This window comes from Roseovarius sp. A-2 (genome assembly GCF_002072155.1).
In the GTDB taxonomy this organism is placed as follows: domain Bacteria; phylum Pseudomonadota; class Alphaproteobacteria; order Rhodobacterales; family Rhodobacteraceae; genus Roseovarius.
The window spans coordinates 126,730-141,452 of record NZ_BDIY01000004.1 but is presented as its reverse complement, the minus strand read 5'-3'; the positions used below and the strand labels follow the sequence as shown (position 1 = coordinate 141,452).

Below are 14,723 nucleotides of genomic sequence, written 5' to 3'. Positions count from 1 at the left end.
CCCGGGGGGGCACACCCCCGAGCCTTTGTTAGCTGTCTTCCAGCGCGTAGGAACCGTCGGCCTGATGGACTTCTTTGCCGGTTACCGGCGGGTTGAAGCAGCAGGCCATCACAAGCTCTTCCTCGGCGCGCAGGATGTGGCGATCGTGCTGGTCGAGCGCGTACATGACGCCCGGTTTGATCTCATGAGTTTCGCCGGTGGCGATATCGGTGATCGAGCCCTTGCCCTGCATGCAATAGACGCTCTCGAAGTGATTCTTGTACTCGAACGTGTGCTCGGATCCCGGCTCCAGAAACGTGATGTGGAAGGAAAACCCCATCCCGTCATCGGCGAGCAGCATCCGCACGCTCGACCATTGCGCGTTCGAAACGACGCGGTTGCGTTCGTCTTCGATGATCTTGTTGAAGTCTCTGACAATCATTCCTGTTACTCCGCTGCAAATTTGGTTTGAGCCGTCACGTCGCGCGCGGCCTCGATGAGGATATCCAGCCCCTTACGGAACGTGGCCTCGGGTGTGGTGAGGGGGGCCAGAACCTTGACCACCTCGTCATGCGCGCCCGAAGTCTCGATGATGAGACCCTTTTCGAAGGCGCGCGCGCATATATCGCCCGCCAGATCGCCATTGCCGACATCGACGCCCCGCATCATGCCTCGCCCCTTGAGGCGGGCACCGGGGGTGTCGTCGGCGATAAGCTCCAGCGCCTCGCGCAGCATCTCGGCCTTGGTCGCGATCTCCTTGCGGAAGGTGTCGTCTTTCCAGAACTTCTCCAATGCCACACGCGCGGTGACAAAGGCATGGGTGTTGCCCCGGAAGGTGCCATTATGCTCGGCCGGGCCCCAGATATCATGCTCGGGCTTGATCAGCAGGGCGGCGAAGGGCAGGCCCATGCCGGAAAAGCTCTTGGCCATCGGGATGAGATCGGGCTCGATGCCCATCTCCTCGAAGCTGAAGAAGGTGCCGGTGCGGCCACAGCCGGCCTGAATGTCATCGACGATAAAGAGCGCGCCGTGTTCCTTGGCAAGCTTGGCGATGCCGCGCATGAACTCGGGCGACGCCGCATTGAGCCCGCCCTCGCCCTGCACCGGCTCGATGATGAAGGCCGCAGGGGCATCGACGCCGCTCGACGGGTTGGAGAGCATCTCTTCGATGATCTTGAGGCTGTCCATGCCATCGCCGAACGCGCCCTCGAAGGGCATATGCGTGGTGCCGCAGAGCGGCCCGCCACCGGCACCCGCCCGCTTGCCGGCGTTACCGGTGCAGCTGAGCGCGCCCATGGTCATGCCGTGAAAGCCGTTGGTGAAGGCGATAATGTTGCGGCGGCCCGTGATCTTGCGCGCGAGTTTCATCGCGGCCTCGACGGCGTTGGTGCCGGTCGGGCCGGTCATCATCACCTTGTAGTCCATGTTCCGTGGTTTGAGGATGATGTCCTCGAACGCAGTCAGGAAGTCTGCCTTGGCCCCGCTGTGCATATCAAGGCCGTGGGTGATCCCATCGGCATTGATATGCTCGATCAGCGCGGCTTTCATGTCCGGGTCGTTGTGGCCGTAGTTGAGCGACGAGCACCCGGCGAGAAAGTCGATATAGGTGCGGCCCGATGCGTCGGTCAGCTCCGAGCCCTGCGCCTTGACGAAAGACGTGGGAAAGCTGCGGCAATAGCTGCGCGCCTGCGATTCGCGGCGTTCATAGATGGCAAGATCGGCTGACATGTCAGTCGGCATGGTATGTTCCTTCATGTGATTTGGGTGAGGGCGGGCAGAGGGGGCCTGGGATCAGGCCGCCTTCTTCGTCCGCGCCTTCATGGTGATGGTCACCATGTATTCGGTATCGTGCAGATCGTTGAAATGCTGCGACTTCGAGAAGTAGGGTGTGCTTGACAGCTCGCCGTCGGTGTAATCGCTGAACTTGCGAAACAGCGCCCAACTCCCGGGATTGTCACGCGTGATCGTGGTCTGGAGCCGGGTCACGCCTTTGCAATTCTCACGCGAAAGCAGCGCGCGCAGCATCAGCGTGCCAAGCCCGGTGCCGCGTGCTTTTTCCGAAACGGCAACCTGCCAGACAAAGAACGTTTCGGGATCGTCGGGCAAGACATAGCCCGACACCCAGCCGACCACCTCGCCATTCAGCTCGGCAATGATGCAGGTATCGCGAAAATGATCACACTGGATCAGGTTGCAATACATCGAGTTCTCGTCCAGCGGCTTGCACGCTTGGATCAGTTCCCAGATCGCAGCGCCATCCTCCGCGCTCGGCTTGCGCAGGGTGGGAAGGGCTTTGTGAAACATTTCCATCGCATGTCGCATAGGATCAATGACCTCTCTATTTGCTTTGACTATCTAAATATATCAGGCGATTCCAAAAATCAACCTTAGAGCATCATTCGCCGTGATAGACGAATAAATTCCAAAATACCCTTAAATTCATAGGTAATATGCGTTATATATTTAATTAGCTAACTAAATTAATTTGGCTCGGGAGGAATAAAATTGCAATTGAGCGACAGCTTTGCGACCATTACTTCGATTAACGAAGGGACGAAAATGGATCGCACCGACCAAAGCCTTATCGCGCTGCGGCGCATCCTGCGCGCCACTGAAATCTATGGGCGCAAGCTAGCTAATGCCGCCGGGCTGACAGCCGTGCAGTTTCGCGTGCTGCAGATTGTGGCAGAGCGTAGCAGTTGCACAGCGACACTCATCGCCCAGCAGATGCGCGTCAGCCAGGCGACGGTGACCTCGCTGGTGGACAAGCTGGTGAAACACGGTGTCGTCACGCGCGAGAAATCGCAAACCGACCGGCGTCAGACGAATATCATCATCACAAAGGAAGGCCGCGATATCATCCTCCACGCCCCCGACGCGCTACAACAGCGTTACGTGCGGAAGTTCGAGGCGCTGGAGGACTGGGAGCAGGCGCAGCTCGTGGCTTCGCTGGAACGCGTCGCCACCATGCTCGACGCCGAGGGCATCGACGCGTCGCCGGTGCTGGATACCGGGGATTTGCGCAGTGCGTGAGCCGCGTAAGAAAACGCCCGCCACATCATCGGGCGGGCGCGGCGTCATTGCCGTTGCAGGCGGATCAGCCGTAGACTGATTCCTTGCCGAAATGCTTGGTCAGCATGTAGTAGACCACGGCGCGATACTTGTTGCGTTCAGAGCGGCCATAGGTCTCGAGCACCTGGTTGATCGCATCCATCAGCGCGGGGCTGTCCGCGAGACCCAGCTTCTTGACCAGGAAATTGGTTTTCACCGTCTCCAACTCCTCCGGCTGGCTGGCGGCCACGGTCGAGGCATCCGCGTTGTAGATCGCCGGGCCGCAGCCGATGGTCACCTTGGTCAGCAGATCCATATCCGGCTGCATGCCGCATTTGTTGCGCAGGTCATCTGCATATTGTGCGATCAGATCGTCACGCTTTCCCATGAATTCCTCCAGAATACCCGACCTTTTTACTGGTCTCGTGTTTCACCCAAGCCCCTAGAATGGCGCTTTGGGCACGATAGCGGCTGTTTTTATGCTCTCAAAGGGAAATTTGCCTGGGCACTCCCCCTCGGCGGAGCCACGACGAAAAACGCCCGCTGGCCATGTGGTCAACGGGCGTGTCCTCGCGCGTGATGCGATATCTAGTAGCGATAATGCTCGGGCTTGAACGGGCCGTCGGGGCTGACGCCGATATAGGCGGCCTGATCGGGTTTGAGTTCGGTCAGCTTGACGCCGATGCGATCCAGATGCAGGCGCGCGACCTTTTCATCGAGATGCTTGGGCAGGACATAGACCTCGTTGCTGTACCGATCTCCCTTGGTCCATAGTTCGATCTGCGCCAGCACCTGGTTGGTGAAGGAGGCCGACATCACAAAGGACGGATGCCCGGTGGCGTTGCCGAGGTTCAGCAGGCGGCCTTCGCTGAGCAGGATGATGCGGTTGCCCGAGGGCATCTCGATCATGTCCACCTGGTCCTTGATGTGGGTCCACTTGTGGTTCTTGAGTGCTGCGACCTGAATTTCATTGTCGAAATGGCCGATATTTCCGACGATGGCCATGTCCTTCATCGCGCGCATGTGCTCGATGCGGATCACGTCCTTGTTGCCGGTGGTGGTGATGAAGATATCGGCGCTATCGACCACATCCTCCAGCGTGGTTACCTCGAACCCGTCCATCGCCGCCTGAAGCGCGCAGATGGGATCGACCTCGGTCACCTTGACCCGCGCGCCCGCACCGCGCAAGCTTGCCGCCGAGCCCTTGCCCACGTCGCCATAGCCCATGACCACGGCGACCTTGCCCGCCATCATCGTATCGGTGGCACGGCGGATGCCGTCGACAAGGCTTTCCTTGCAGCCGTACTTGTTGTCGAATTTCGACTTGGTGACCGAGTCGTTGACGTTGATCGCGGGGAAGGGCAGCAAGCCTTTCTTGTGCAGATCATAGAGACGATGCACGCCGGTGGTGGTTTCCTCGGACACGCCCTTGATCTGGTCGCGCACGCGTGTGAACCAGCCGGGGCTGGCGGCCATGCGCTTGGCGATCTGCGCCTTGATCACCTCTTCCTCTTCCGAGCCGGGCACCGGGATGATGTCTTCGCCGGCTTCGGCGCGCGCGCCGAGCAGGATATAGAGCGTGGCATCGCCGCCATCGTCGAGGATCATGTTGGGCCCGTCTTCGAACATGAAGGACTTGTCGAGATAATCCCAATGCTCTTCAAGGCTCTGCCCCTTGATCGCAAAGACCGGGGTGCCACCTTCGGCGATTGCCGCGGCCGCGTGATCCTGGGTCGAGAAGACGTTGCACGAGGCCCACCGCACATCGGCACCCAGATCGACCAGCGTCTCAATCAGCACGGCGGTCTGGATGGTCATGTGCAGGCTGCCGACGATCCGCGCGCCCTTGAGCGGCTTGGTCTCGCCGTATTCCTTGCGCAGCGCCATCAGCCCCGGCATTTCAGTTTCCGCGATATCCAGTTCCTTGCGCCCGAACGCGGCGAGGCTGATGTCCTTGACGATGTAATCCTTTGCCATCTTGAGGGTGGCTCCTTGCATGAGAATTTTGCAAGGCAATTAGCACTCACCCCCCGATTGGGCAATGCACGATTACCCGGCCACGCCGTCAGGTCGGGATCTTGCTGCTCCGGTCCAGTTCTGGCCGGTCGCGAGAATGCAGCTCACGCCATTGGGACGGGTCACGAAAACCGTGAAGCTGCCGCTTTCGTCTGATGCCCAGACCTCCAGCAATTGCTGCGGGCTTTGCAGCCCGCCACCGGCGCGATGTTCCTTGTAGCGATTTTCCAGCCGTTCGACCAATGCCGCGCGTGGCAGGCAGGTCATCGCCTGTGCCTGCGCAGGCTGCGGCGGCGCAAGGGCGGCGGCACCAAAGATCATGGCGGTGGAACAAAGACGTTTGAACATGGGGTTTCTCCTCGGATCGGGGGCGCGGTTGCGCCGGTTTCATTCATTGAATCTGGGGGGTGTGGTCCCGTGCCGCATTAAAACTCGCGACACAAGCGCGTGTGGGAGATGTGTTTGGGGCTGGCATGGCGCGCGCATCCTGTCTACCTCTGCGGATATGAGCGACCAGCGTTTGACCTTCTCCGGCCCCGCCGCGCGGCTACAATATGTGCTTTTGATGGGGCTATTCCGGCTGGCGGTGACACGCGGGCTCTATGGTCGCTTCGCACGCGGGCTGGGGCGCGTCTTTGGCCCGGATGGGGCGGTGTTTTTGCATGAGAATGGCGCACCACCCTACCGCATCGCGTTGAATGACGGCTACTGGACCCGCTTTGCGCTTTACCGCGCGCCCTACGAGCCGGAGGTTGCCCGCGTGCTACGCGCGGCCAGGGGCGCCACGCCGCTGTTCTGCGACATGGGGGCGAACAAGGGCTATTGGACGACGCGCGCCGTGCCGCTGTTTGACCGGGTGATCGCGGTCGAGGCCTCGGCGAGAACCTTTGCCGAGTTGTACAGGAACGCCGGTGAATTGTGCAACGTGACCCTCCACCGCGCGGCCATTCATGCCCGCTCGGGCGAAGAGATGCGTTTCGTCAACACCCATCTCAGCCATGCCTCGGCCCGTCTTCAATCCGATCAGCCCGTGGGCGGGCAAGACCGGGTCGAGACCGTCGAGACACTGGCCATCGACGATCTGGTGCCCGAGGGCGTCGCCGCCTTGATCAAGCTGGATGTCGAAGGGGCCGAGATCGCCGCGATCGAGGGCGCCGCCCGCGCCCTGACAGATGGCGCGGTGCTGATCTTTGAGGATCACGGCAACGATCCCGCCTGTTCGGTCAGCGCGCATTTGCTGTCGGACCCCGATATGCGGCTCTGTTCCATCGAGCACGGGTTTGAACCGATGCGGGATGTGGGCATGATCCGTGCCCTTAAGACCGACGCCTACAAGGGCTACAATTTTCTCGCCGCGCGAGCGGACTCGCCGCTTCTGGCGCGGATCGCGCAGGGCTTTGCAAATCCGGCGCAGTCGCGTTAGTCAGGCCCATAACCTGACCCCGGAGGCCCCATGCACACCCCCCGCGCCTGGCAAAAGATGCTCTCGGGTCGCAGGCTCGACCTGCTTGATCCCACCCCGGTCGATATCGAGATCGAGGATATCGCCCACGGTCTCAGCTTTGTCGCGCGCTGGAACGGGCAGACGCTGGGCGATTTCGCCTATTCCGTGGCCGAGCATTCACTGCTGGTGGAGCGGCTTTTTGCCCGGCTCAATCCCCGCGCGCCCGCCAAATGGCGGCTTGCGGCACTTTTGCACGATGCCCCCGAATACGTGATCGGGGACATGATCTCGCCGGTAAAAAACGCCGTCGGGCCGGGCTATGACGCGCTCGACAAGCGGCTTGCGGCGGCGGTGCATATCCGGTTCGGCCTGCCCGCCGCCATTCCTGCCCCGGTGAAGAAGCAGATCAAGACCGCCGACAAGATCAGCGCCTGGATGGAATCCACGGAGATCGCCGGTTTCACCATCGCCGAGGCGGAACGCTTCTTCGGCAAGCCCGACGCGGAGATGATCCGCGATCTGAGCATCACCCTGCGCCCCCCCACCGAGACGCGTGCCGCCTATACCGCACGACATCATGCACTGATGGCCGAGATGGGCTGAGCCGCAAACCCATGATCTGTGCGTCGCACCCATGGACGCGGTTCTCGTGGCGCATTTCAGCGCGTCCTGAATAGCTGAGCTAACCGGAAAGCGGCGCGCACCTGTCCGCCCCAGTTGACCGCACCGCGTTCGGTCTCTCACGTCAGGCTGGGATGCAGGTCGCAGGTGCCCGAGCCAAGCTGCATCGAATAGGCCAGCCGCATGGGGGCATCGGGCTGAGCATCCGCCGGTTCGGTGATCGAGCCAGTGGGCAGGCTGAGCCCGAGGTTGAATGCCGCGTGCCCACGCTGTCCCGATGTGGGCAATAAACCGCAAGCCTGCCCGTCACTTGCTCGGGCCAGTTACATGCGTGATTACGAATTTGTGAAGTCGGGGCCACACCGGTGGCCCCTTTTGCCGCAGGTCAGGCGCGCGCGACGGCAGGCCCCGCGCGCGCCGAAGATCAAAACGCGTATTGCCAGCCGAGCGTGGCGATCCAGTCGGTTTCCATCTGCGGGCCGTTGAGATCGCGGTAGACCGGCAGACCGATCTCGGCGGCGAGGCGGTGGCCGCGCAACGCTCCCTCCTGTCCCGTCAGGTTGATTCCGGCCCAGAGCATGACCGTGTCGCCGCCGTAATTATTCGGGTCCGCCGTCTGTACCGGGGCTGAGATGAGCGGGTCGCGGCCGCTGATATCACCAGCGGTCTTGGCCTCGATCCGGCCGGACAGGCTCAGTCCCGGGGTCGGCTGATAGCTCGCCCACGTGGTGAGCTTGGCTTCGTCGCCGAGGCGGTAGCCATTATTCTTCCCGGTGCGGATCACCCCGGCAAGCTGCGCCCCCCAGCTGAGATTGCCCGACCGGCCGTTATAGGTGATGCCGGGCAGGAGATCATAGGTGCCCGATCCGATCTGCATCGCATAGGGCAACCGCACGGTGGGCCGTGCTCCCGTCGGCGTGAGTATGGTGCCGCGCTCCGAGGTGGAGCCGGTCGGAAGGCTCAGCCCGAGATTGAGGTGCAGCTTGTGATTGCCATGCTCGGCCAGGCCGATCAGCGAGGAGATCTTCAGATCGCCGATACCTTCCGACCGGGTGCGGAACCGCCCGAGTTCGGTTGCCCCGGCGGCACCCTGGAAGGTGATGTGGTCCATCTTCTTGTCGATATAGGGCAGCATCGCCATGAGGGTAATGCGGTCACTGGGCGCGTACATTGCGCCGAACATGTGCATCTGCATCTGCATGTCGGTGGGCACGACGCGCAGGGTGGGCGGCGCGCCGCCGCCGCCATTGGGCACGGTGGTGACGATGGTGGCGGGATCGACGCTGTTGTCGCCGATCCGGTTGCCACGCATGTCCATGTACATGAAACGATAGGACAGCATCACCTCGCCGGTCTTGTGGCGGTGATCGCCCATCACGCCGATCGGCGCATGGCCGTCGGCGCGCAGCGGCGGCAGGTCGGTGACGGTGAAGGGCGTGTCGTCACCCGGTGCTGCGGGCGCGTCGTCATGAGCGGTTGCCGGTTGAGTCGTAAGGCAAAGCGCCAGCGTCGCGCAGAATGCACCTGCGCGCAGGAAAACCTGTGTCATGGTTTTGGTCTCTTTTTTGTTGTGGGGTCCGTCGGTGAGGCGCGTGGGGTTATGTGGTCGGCCCGGCTGGCGCCTGCGGAAATCCTATTGAAGACTTGTCGGATGGACTGGCCGTGGGGGGCTGGCATGGGCCGTTCGGGCCTGTCATCCCGGATCTCGTTCCGCCGTGCCTGCCCGCTGGAGAGGGTGTCACGACCGAGAACCTGAATGGGGAAAGCCCCGCACCGGATGTCCCGCTGGAAATGCATGCCGTCCTGTGTGGGGAACGGATGCACGGGTGGGCCCGTCAGGCGCGCATGCCAGTTATCCCTGGGCAGTCAGGGGCGGTGCACGCGGGCTGTAGGCCGCGCAAGGGATCTGCGCGGCGGCGCCGGGCACGTCCGTGCGCGCCGAGATGTAGGAAAAGGTGACGATCCGAGCTGCCGGATCGACCGAAATGTCGGTCAGCGCGGCGGGTGATTTGAAGAACGGGCAGGGCGTGCCGAGATGCGGGCCGTCGTGATCATGCGCGGCCTCGGTCGGGGCGGGTTGTGCCGGATTCTCCTCGACGAGGCACAACTCGCCGCCCAGTGCCAGTGCCTCGATGCGCAGCGCCTCTTGCGCACGCTCGGCGGCGCGGGCAGCATCGGCCAGTTCGTGCTGACAGTCGACGGCGGCGGCGGTGGCGACGCGCACACTGAGTAGCACGATCAGAAGGGCCGGTGCGACACCGACCTTTCGCAAGCCTGCCATGAGTGCGCGTATGCTCAGCACAACAAAATCTCCGGGCCGGAATGGCCGGACTGGTCAAAAATCAAGCGCGGGAGCGAGTAATGCAGGAACCGCGCAGGAAAAAGTTAGCCAGCGATGGAATTTCTGTCAAGCCTGCGCGGCACGTGCTAGCCCTTTTGGCGTTGCCGCCAGAGGGTAAACAGCCCCGCCCCCACGATCAGCGCCGCGCCAATCGCCACGTTGAGGCGGATGGTTTCGGAAAACACCAGGATGCCCAGGGTGCTGGCAAAGACCAGTTGCAGATAGGCGAAAGGCTGCACCGCGCTCGCCTCGGCGACCTCGTAGCATTTGATCAGCGTGTAATGTCCCGCCGCGCCGGTGATGCAGAGCGCGCCCATCCAGACCCAGTCGGGGCCGGTCATCGATTCCCAGAACCAGGCGCCAACTGCTGTCATCGCGACCGAGCCCACCGTACCGGTCCAGAAGAACGAGGTGGCCGCTGTGTCGCGCCGGGCGACATAGCGGGTGAGCAGGCCGTAGAGCGCGAACATCAGCGCCGCGATGAAGGGGATGATGGCGGCGGGCTGGAACACGCCAAAGCCGGGCTCGAGGATGATGGTTACGCCGACGAAACCGACGGCGATTGCCGTCCATCTGCGCCAGCCCACGCTTTCGCCCAGAACCGGGCCGGAAAGCGCGGCGATCAGCAGCGGGTAGCAGGCGAAGACCGCGTGGCTCTCGACCAGCCCGAGGAGGGTGAAGCCGTAGACCATTACGCAAATCTCGGCCACCAGAAGCACCGCGCGAAAGCCCTGCATCAGGGGCTGGGTGGTGGCGGCGGCGCTACGCAGGCCACCGGCCTTGCGCGCGGCGATGGTCATCACGAAGGCGGCGAAGAACCAGTAGCGGATCATCACCACCATGAAGACGTTGTATTCGTCTGCCAGATGCCGAGAGATGCCATCCTGCACCGCGAAGATGAAGGTGGTCAGCACCATCAGCCAGATGCCGAGCCGGGTATTCTGGAGCGTCATGCCTTGCCTTTCGCCGCCACGGTCATGTGCCGTTTGCGGCCATATCCCGCCTGACGGGTAACAGAAAATCCCGCCGCCTCAAGCCCCCGGCGCACGAAACCGGCCGCCGTGTAGGTGGCTGCCGTGCCGTCCGGTTTGGTGTGGCGGGCGACTTCGGCCATCAACTCGGGCTGCCAGAGTTCGGGGTTCTTGGCGGGGGAAAAGCCGTCGAGAAACCACGCGTCCGCCATGTCCGGCCAAGGCTTTAGCGTGTCGCGGGCATCGCCGACGATCAGCGTGAAATGCAGGTCCGGCAGGATGATTTCCTGCGCCTGGCCCTGCCAGTAGGGGGCAAGGTCGGCGGCGATCGGTGCAAGCTCCGCAAAGCGGCTTTGCGCGCGGCGCATGTCGGCGGGCGGCATCGGGAAGGCTTCGAAGGAGGTGAAACGCAGCCGGCCGGGGGCCCGAGCGGCGCGCCAGGCCGCAAGCGTCGCCAGAAGGTTCAGCCCGGTGCCGAAGCCGAGTTCGGCGATATGGAAGCCGTCGCGGAACCGGGCGGGCAGGCTGTTGCCTGCAAGAAAGACATGGCGGGTCTCGGCGAGCCCGTTTTCGAGGCTGAAATAGGGATCGTCGAAGCGGGCCGAGACAGGCACATCGCCGTCACGCCAGCTGAGGTCTGCGGGATGGTCCTGCATGCGGCGATCCTCTAGAACAGGGGCGAATGCGCGCAACCATGGCGCGCGGCAAGGGGATTGGCAATGGTCGATATCACGGTCAGGGGTGCGGGAATTTTCGGGCTGTCTGTGGCCTGGGCCTGCGCGCGGCGCGGGGCACGGGTGCGGGTGATCGACCCGCATGGCCCCGGTGCCGGGGCCTCGGGCGGAGTGGTTGGTGCCCTGGCCCCGCATGTGCCGGAAAACTGGAATGACAAGAAGGCGTTTCAATTTGAGGGCCTGATCATGGCGGGGCCGTTCTGGGCCGAGGTGGCCGATGCCGGGGGCCTCTCGCCGGGCTATGCGCGGCTGGGGCGGGTGCAGCCGGTTATGAATGAGGCGGCGTTGGCGCTGGCGCGGGCGCGAGAGGCCGGGGCGGCGACGCTGTGGCAGGGGCAGGCGGAGTGGCGCGTGGAGCCTGTGCACGGCGCGTGGTGCCCGCAGAGCCCCACCGGGTATGTGATCCGCGACACGCTGAGCGCGCGGCTGCATCCGCGCCGGGCCTGCGCGGCGTTGGTGGCGGCGCTGCGCGCGCGCGGTTGCGAGGTGCTGCGCGAGGGGCCGGATGCGGGCCGCGTGCTCTGGGCCACGGGGGTGGCGGGGCTGGAGGCGTTGAACACGGGTCATACCCGGCAGGTGGGCAACGGCGTGAAGGGGCAGGGCGCGGTGCTCGATTTCGACGCGCGCGACTTGCCGCAGCTTTTTGCCGATGCGGTGCATATCGTGCCGCATGAGGACGGCACCACGGCGATCGGCTCGACCTCGGAGCGCGACTATGACGATCCGGAAAGCACCGATGCGCAGTTGGACGCGGTGATTGCGCGGGCTCGCGCGGTGGTGCCCGCGATCAGCGGCGCGCGGGTGCTGGAGCGGTGGGCCGGGGTGCGCCCGCGGACACGCTCTCGCGCGCCGATGCTGGGGGCGCATCCGCTGCACGCGGGCGCATTCATCGCCAATGGCGGCTTCAAGATCGGGTTCGGCATGGCACCCAAGGTGGGCGAGGTGATGGCCGACCTGATGCTCGACGGGGTGGACCGCATCCCGGATGGGTTCAGACCGGAGGCATCATTGTGAGCGGGGGCAAGACCCTTGCTCGCGCGATCTCGAAAACGCCTGGCGGTGCCTCAGGCAGATCATGTGACGAGGGTGTATCGCGATGCGACCTGAATTGAGCGGGCTGGATCATCTGGTGCTGACGGTGGCGGATATCGAGGCCACGATCGTCTTTTACGAGGGGACGCTGGGGATGCGGGCCGAGGCGTTTCGCCCGGCGGATGGCACGCGCCGTTGGGCGCTCCGCTTTGGGCGGCAGAAGATCAACCTGCACCCCGCCGGGGCCGAGTTCGAGCCCAAGGCAGCGCACGCGCTGCCAGGCACGGCGGATCTGTGTTTTCTCAGCGATGTGCCGCTGATGGCGTGGCAGGCGCATCTGGCGGCGTGCGGTGTCACGGTCGAGGAGGGACCGGTGCGGCGGACCGGGGCGATGGGGCCGATCCTGTCACTCTATCTTCGCGATCCGGATGGCAACCTGATCGAAATTGCGACGCCGATCGCCGATCGGGTGCCGTCCTAGGTCTCCGGCGACTTACTCTCGTGCGGCAAGTTCCTGGGAAAACGGCACCGGCAGGACCGACTTGTCCAGCCGGGCGCGATAGGCGGGCAGGCTTTCGGCCACGCGCATCACGTAATTGCGGGTCTCGCGGAACGGGATATGCTCGATCCAGTCGACGATCTCATGCGCGCCCTTTCCGCGCGGATCGCCCTGCGTCCCCAACCATTGCCCGGCACGACCCGGCCCCGCGTTATAGCCCACCGAGACCAGCACGATATTGCCCTCGAACCGCGCCCGAAGCTGCGCGAGATACCCCGTGCCAAGCCGCGCGTTGTACACCGGATCGTTCAGCAGGTTCGCCGGGTCGTAGCCAAGCCCCAGATCGCGCGCCATGTCGCGCGCGGTGCCGGGCATGAGTTGCATCAGGCCACGCGCCCCGGCACCGCTGACCACCCCCGGGTTGAATTCACTCTCGCGCCGGGCGATGGCGAGGGTCAGTTCCATCGGGGCGGGCAGGTCCATTCCGGTCATCGGATGGAGTGCATAATAGGGGGCTTCGACCACGATCCCGCGCTCCGCCGCCGCCTTGCCCAGCATCACCTGCAAATGGGGGTTCTGCAACTCGGCAAGCATCCTGCCCATCTGGCCCAGCCCGGTGCGATCCTGACTGTCCGCCAAATGAATAAAGAACCGCCGCGCTAGCCCCAGATCGCCCATTCTGAGCGCCAATATGGCGATCTCGTGCAGATCGCTCTGCGCGAACGCAGCGCCGCGCCAAGGCGGAAACGCCTCGGTGCCGCGCAAATTGTCATCGACAGGCAGCCCCGCCTTTTCCGCCGCGAGCAGCCCGTAAAAGCTGGTCTGATACGCCGCCCCCTCGGCATAGGCGAGTTGCGCGGCCTCTGTGTCGCCCAAAGCCTCCTGCGCGCGCCCGATCCAGTAGCCGGCGCGCCCCAATGAGATCGGTGTGCCGACCGCCACGCGGAAGCGCTGAAAGTGATCGAGCGCCAGTTCCGGCGCATCGAAATACCGCAGTGCCAGATAACCCGACAGCCACTCCAGATCGGCGTAATTCGCCCCATCAACCAGTTGGTGGACCGCCGCGATCTCATAGGCCAAACGTGGTTCGCCCGCACGCATCTTCTGCCGGGCGAGCGCGCGGCGCCAGCTGGCCCATCTCTCGGGCTCGCCCAGACCACCCTCGATCCGGCTTTGACGCAGCAGCACGGCAATCGCCTCCTCGGGCGCGTTGCTCAGGTGGCGGGTGAACAGCTCGAACGCGATACCCGCGTTGATCTCTTGTGCCTCGGTCAGGTCCTGCGCCTCGCCACGCTTCACCTTGCCCCGCAACTCCGCCAAAGCGCGCGCCTCGGCACTGACCAGCGGCAGCATGTCCTCGACATCGCGCAAACCCCGCCAGAGCGCCATCTCAAGCCGCGCGGCGTGATGCGGGCGCAAAAGATCGCCGAAGTCGCGCAGAAAATCGTCATGCTCCGCCGTGCTCAGATCGAGGGTGCGCCAGGCCAGGACCACGCCCACCTCCGCTTCGCCCTGCCGTCCGCGTGCCAGCAGGGCGCGTGCGAGGTTGAGCGCGCCGGTGCCGGTCTGCGGGCGGTAGCCATCGTAAAACGTGAGCACATTATCGAAATCGGCATGGGTCATCGCCGCCTCGCTCCGGCGGCGCAGATAGTCGAGGCCGGGCCAGTGCGCGTTGCGCTCCACAAAGGCGAGGATCTCGCGTGGCTCTCCCAGTCCCGCGCGCAGGCGATACCACTCGATCAGATCGGCCGCCGCCCGACCGTCACGCGCCGCCAGCCGCGCCGCGACTTTCCATCGCCCACCCTGCATCGCGTCAAGCGCACTGGCCAGCGGGCGCGGGGCGATGCGCGGCAGATCCGCCGCCTGTGCGGCGAAAAGCGGAGTAATCAGCCCGAAAACCAGCGTGAGTACGCGCAACATCTCTTGCATTTCCCGCCATGGCGAAGGATAGACGACGCCAGCCTAGGGGGCTTGCGCGCCCGCGTCCATTGATGATGCACGCGACACTGCGCGATACGCCGCTGATGGCCAACCG

17 protein-coding genes are annotated in these 14,723 nt (G+C 64.0%); 5 read left to right on the top strand and 12 right to left on the bottom strand.

The features are described 5' to 3' along the window. Positions 1-28 precede the first annotated feature (28 nt). The 3 genes from BHD06_RS07925 to ectA are packed head-to-tail and all read right to left on the bottom strand — an operon-like array spanning position 29 to position 2,289. Complete coding sequence (locus BHD06_RS07925; protein WP_080456451.1) at positions 29-421, bottom strand: ectoine synthase; 393 nt, start codon at positions 419-421, stop codon at positions 29-31. Between the two features lie 5 nt (positions 422-426). Then, the gene (gene ectB / locus BHD06_RS07920; RefSeq protein WP_254892344.1) at positions 427-1,719 is read right to left on the bottom strand and encodes a diaminobutyrate--2-oxoglutarate transaminase; all 1,293 of its coding nucleotides are present in this window, start codon (positions 1,717-1,719) and stop codon (positions 427-429) included. Between the two features lie 51 nt (positions 1,720-1,770). Continuing rightward, entirely contained in the window at positions 1,771-2,289 is a 519-nt protein-coding gene (ectA, locus tag BHD06_RS07915) for a diaminobutyrate acetyltransferase (protein WP_080456449.1), read from the bottom strand. A 249-nt stretch (positions 2,290-2,538) separates the two neighbouring features. On the opposite strand from ectA, the gene BHD06_RS07910 reads away from it, so the two are divergent. Beyond that, entirely contained in the window at positions 2,539-3,012 is a 474-nt protein-coding gene (locus tag BHD06_RS07910) for a MarR family winged helix-turn-helix transcriptional regulator (RefSeq protein ID WP_176214312.1), read from the top strand. 64 nt (positions 3,013-3,076) lie between these two features. Here the strand turns inward: BHD06_RS07910 and BHD06_RS07905 are convergent, their stop codons facing one another. The 3 genes from BHD06_RS07905 to BHD06_RS07895 all read right to left on the bottom strand — a co-directional run bounded on the left by BHD06_RS07905 (position 3,077) and on the right by BHD06_RS07895 (position 5,394). Beyond that, entirely contained in the window at positions 3,077-3,418 is a 342-nt protein-coding gene (locus BHD06_RS07905) for a DUF2853 family protein (RefSeq protein WP_080456448.1), read from the bottom strand. A 200-nt stretch (positions 3,419-3,618) separates the two neighbouring features. Continuing rightward, positions 3,619-5,007 (bottom strand): adenosylhomocysteinase, encoded by a 1,389-nt coding sequence (ahcY, locus tag BHD06_RS07900; protein ID WP_080456536.1) that lies wholly within the window; start codon positions 5,005-5,007, stop codon positions 3,619-3,621. Positions 5,008-5,079: 72 nt separating this feature from the next. Next, the gene (locus BHD06_RS07895) at positions 5,080-5,394 is read right to left on the bottom strand and encodes a hypothetical protein (protein ID WP_080456447.1); all 315 of its coding nucleotides are present in this window, start codon (positions 5,392-5,394) and stop codon (positions 5,080-5,082) included. A gap of 157 nt (positions 5,395-5,551) precedes the next feature. On the opposite strand from BHD06_RS07895, the gene BHD06_RS07890 reads away from it, so the two are divergent. Both BHD06_RS07890 and BHD06_RS07885 read left to right on the top strand, forming a co-directional pair. Beyond that, positions 5,552-6,469 carry an FkbM family methyltransferase gene (locus tag BHD06_RS07890; protein ID WP_080456446.1) on the top strand — a complete coding sequence of 306 codons (918 nt, stop codon included), beginning with the start codon at positions 5,552-5,554 and terminating at the stop codon, positions 6,467-6,469. A 30-nt stretch (positions 6,470-6,499) separates the two neighbouring features. Beyond that, a complete protein-coding gene (locus BHD06_RS07885; protein ID WP_080456445.1) occupies positions 6,500-7,093 on the top strand; it encodes an HD domain-containing protein in 594 nt (197 codons plus the stop codon). Positions 7,094-7,230: 137 nt separating this feature from the next. Here the strand turns inward: BHD06_RS07885 and BHD06_RS23685 are convergent, their stop codons facing one another. The 5 genes from BHD06_RS23685 to mnmD all read right to left on the bottom strand — a co-directional run bounded on the left by BHD06_RS23685 (position 7,231) and on the right by mnmD (position 11,079). Continuing rightward, positions 7,231-7,398, bottom strand: coding sequence for a hypothetical protein (locus BHD06_RS23685; protein WP_176214310.1), 168 nt, complete (start codon positions 7,396-7,398; stop codon positions 7,231-7,233). A 137-nt stretch (positions 7,399-7,535) separates the two neighbouring features. Then, positions 7,536-8,660: an alpha-amylase gene (locus BHD06_RS07880; protein ID WP_080456444.1), complete on the bottom strand. Its 1,125-nt coding sequence runs from the start codon at positions 8,658-8,660 to the stop codon at positions 7,536-7,538. Positions 8,661-8,963: 303 nt separating this feature from the next. After that, positions 8,964-9,413, bottom strand: coding sequence for a hypothetical protein (locus tag BHD06_RS07875; RefSeq protein ID WP_254892343.1), 450 nt, complete (start codon positions 9,411-9,413; stop codon positions 8,964-8,966). Positions 9,414-9,538: 125 nt separating this feature from the next. Next, positions 9,539-10,405 carry a DMT family transporter gene (locus BHD06_RS07870; RefSeq protein ID WP_080456442.1) on the bottom strand — a complete coding sequence of 289 codons (867 nt, stop codon included), beginning with the start codon at positions 10,403-10,405 and terminating at the stop codon, positions 9,539-9,541. Then, positions 10,402-11,079 (bottom strand): tRNA (5-methylaminomethyl-2-thiouridine)(34)-methyltransferase MnmD, encoded by a 678-nt coding sequence (gene mnmD / locus BHD06_RS07865; protein WP_080456441.1) that lies wholly within the window; start codon positions 11,077-11,079, stop codon positions 10,402-10,404. Before mnmD ends, BHD06_RS07870 begins: the two co-directional genes overlap by 4 nt. A gap of 63 nt (positions 11,080-11,142) precedes the next feature. Here mnmD and BHD06_RS07860 point away from each other — a divergent pair, with 63 nt between their 5' ends. Next, positions 11,143-12,171 (top strand): FAD-binding oxidoreductase, encoded by a 1,029-nt coding sequence (locus tag BHD06_RS07860; RefSeq protein WP_080456440.1) that lies wholly within the window; start codon positions 11,143-11,145, stop codon positions 12,169-12,171. A gap of 82 nt (positions 12,172-12,253) precedes the next feature. After that, on the top strand, positions 12,254-12,670 hold the full coding sequence (locus BHD06_RS07855) for a VOC family protein (protein ID WP_080456439.1): 417 nt from the start codon (positions 12,254-12,256) through the stop codon (positions 12,668-12,670). 12 nt (positions 12,671-12,682) lie between these two features. Here BHD06_RS07855 and BHD06_RS07850 read toward each other — a convergent pair whose 3' ends face one another. Further along, complete coding sequence (locus BHD06_RS07850; protein WP_080456438.1) at positions 12,683-14,617, bottom strand: lytic transglycosylase domain-containing protein; 1,935 nt, start codon at positions 14,615-14,617, stop codon at positions 12,683-12,685. Positions 14,618-14,723 lie beyond the last annotated feature (106 nt).

What these genes read in the sequence shown, in the direction of transcription:
- BHD06_RS07925 (WP_080456451.1), bottom strand. Translation starts at nt 421, where the DNA reads ATGATTGTCAGAGACTTCAACAAGATCATCGAAGACGAACGCAACCGC.
- ectB (WP_254892344.1), bottom strand. Translation starts at nt 1,719, where the DNA reads ATGCCGACTGACATGTCAGCCGATCTTGCCATCTATGAACGCCGCGAA.
- ectA (WP_080456449.1), bottom strand. Translation starts at nt 2,289, where the DNA reads ATGGAAATGTTTCACAAAGCCCTTCCCACCCTGCGCAAGCCGAGCGCG.
- BHD06_RS07910 (WP_176214312.1), top strand. Translation starts at nt 2,539, where the DNA reads ATGGATCGCACCGACCAAAGCCTTATCGCGCTGCGGCGCATCCTGCGC.
- BHD06_RS07905 (WP_080456448.1), bottom strand. Translation starts at nt 3,418, where the DNA reads ATGGGAAAGCGTGACGATCTGATCGCACAATATGCAGATGACCTGCGC.
- ahcY (WP_080456536.1), bottom strand. Translation starts at nt 5,007, where the DNA reads ATGGCAAAGGATTACATCGTCAAGGACATCAGCCTCGCCGCGTTCGGG.
- BHD06_RS07895 (WP_080456447.1), bottom strand. Translation starts at nt 5,394, where the DNA reads ATGTTCAAACGTCTTTGTTCCACCGCCATGATCTTTGGTGCCGCCGCC.
- BHD06_RS07890 (WP_080456446.1), top strand. Translation starts at nt 5,552, where the DNA reads ATGAGCGACCAGCGTTTGACCTTCTCCGGCCCCGCCGCGCGGCTACAA.
- BHD06_RS07885 (WP_080456445.1), top strand. Translation starts at nt 6,500, where the DNA reads ATGCACACCCCCCGCGCCTGGCAAAAGATGCTCTCGGGTCGCAGGCTC.
- BHD06_RS07880 (WP_080456444.1), bottom strand. Translation starts at nt 8,660, where the DNA reads ATGACACAGGTTTTCCTGCGCGCAGGTGCATTCTGCGCGACGCTGGCG.
- BHD06_RS07870 (WP_080456442.1), bottom strand. Translation starts at nt 10,405, where the DNA reads ATGACGCTCCAGAATACCCGGCTCGGCATCTGGCTGATGGTGCTGACC.
- mnmD (WP_080456441.1), bottom strand. Translation starts at nt 11,079, where the DNA reads ATGCAGGACCATCCCGCAGACCTCAGCTGGCGTGACGGCGATGTGCCT.
- BHD06_RS07860 (WP_080456440.1), top strand. Translation starts at nt 11,143, where the DNA reads ATGGTCGATATCACGGTCAGGGGTGCGGGAATTTTCGGGCTGTCTGTG.
- BHD06_RS07855 (WP_080456439.1), top strand. Translation starts at nt 12,254, where the DNA reads ATGCGACCTGAATTGAGCGGGCTGGATCATCTGGTGCTGACGGTGGCG.
- BHD06_RS07850 (WP_080456438.1), bottom strand. Translation starts at nt 14,617, where the DNA reads ATGCAAGAGATGTTGCGCGTACTCACGCTGGTTTTCGGGCTGATTACT.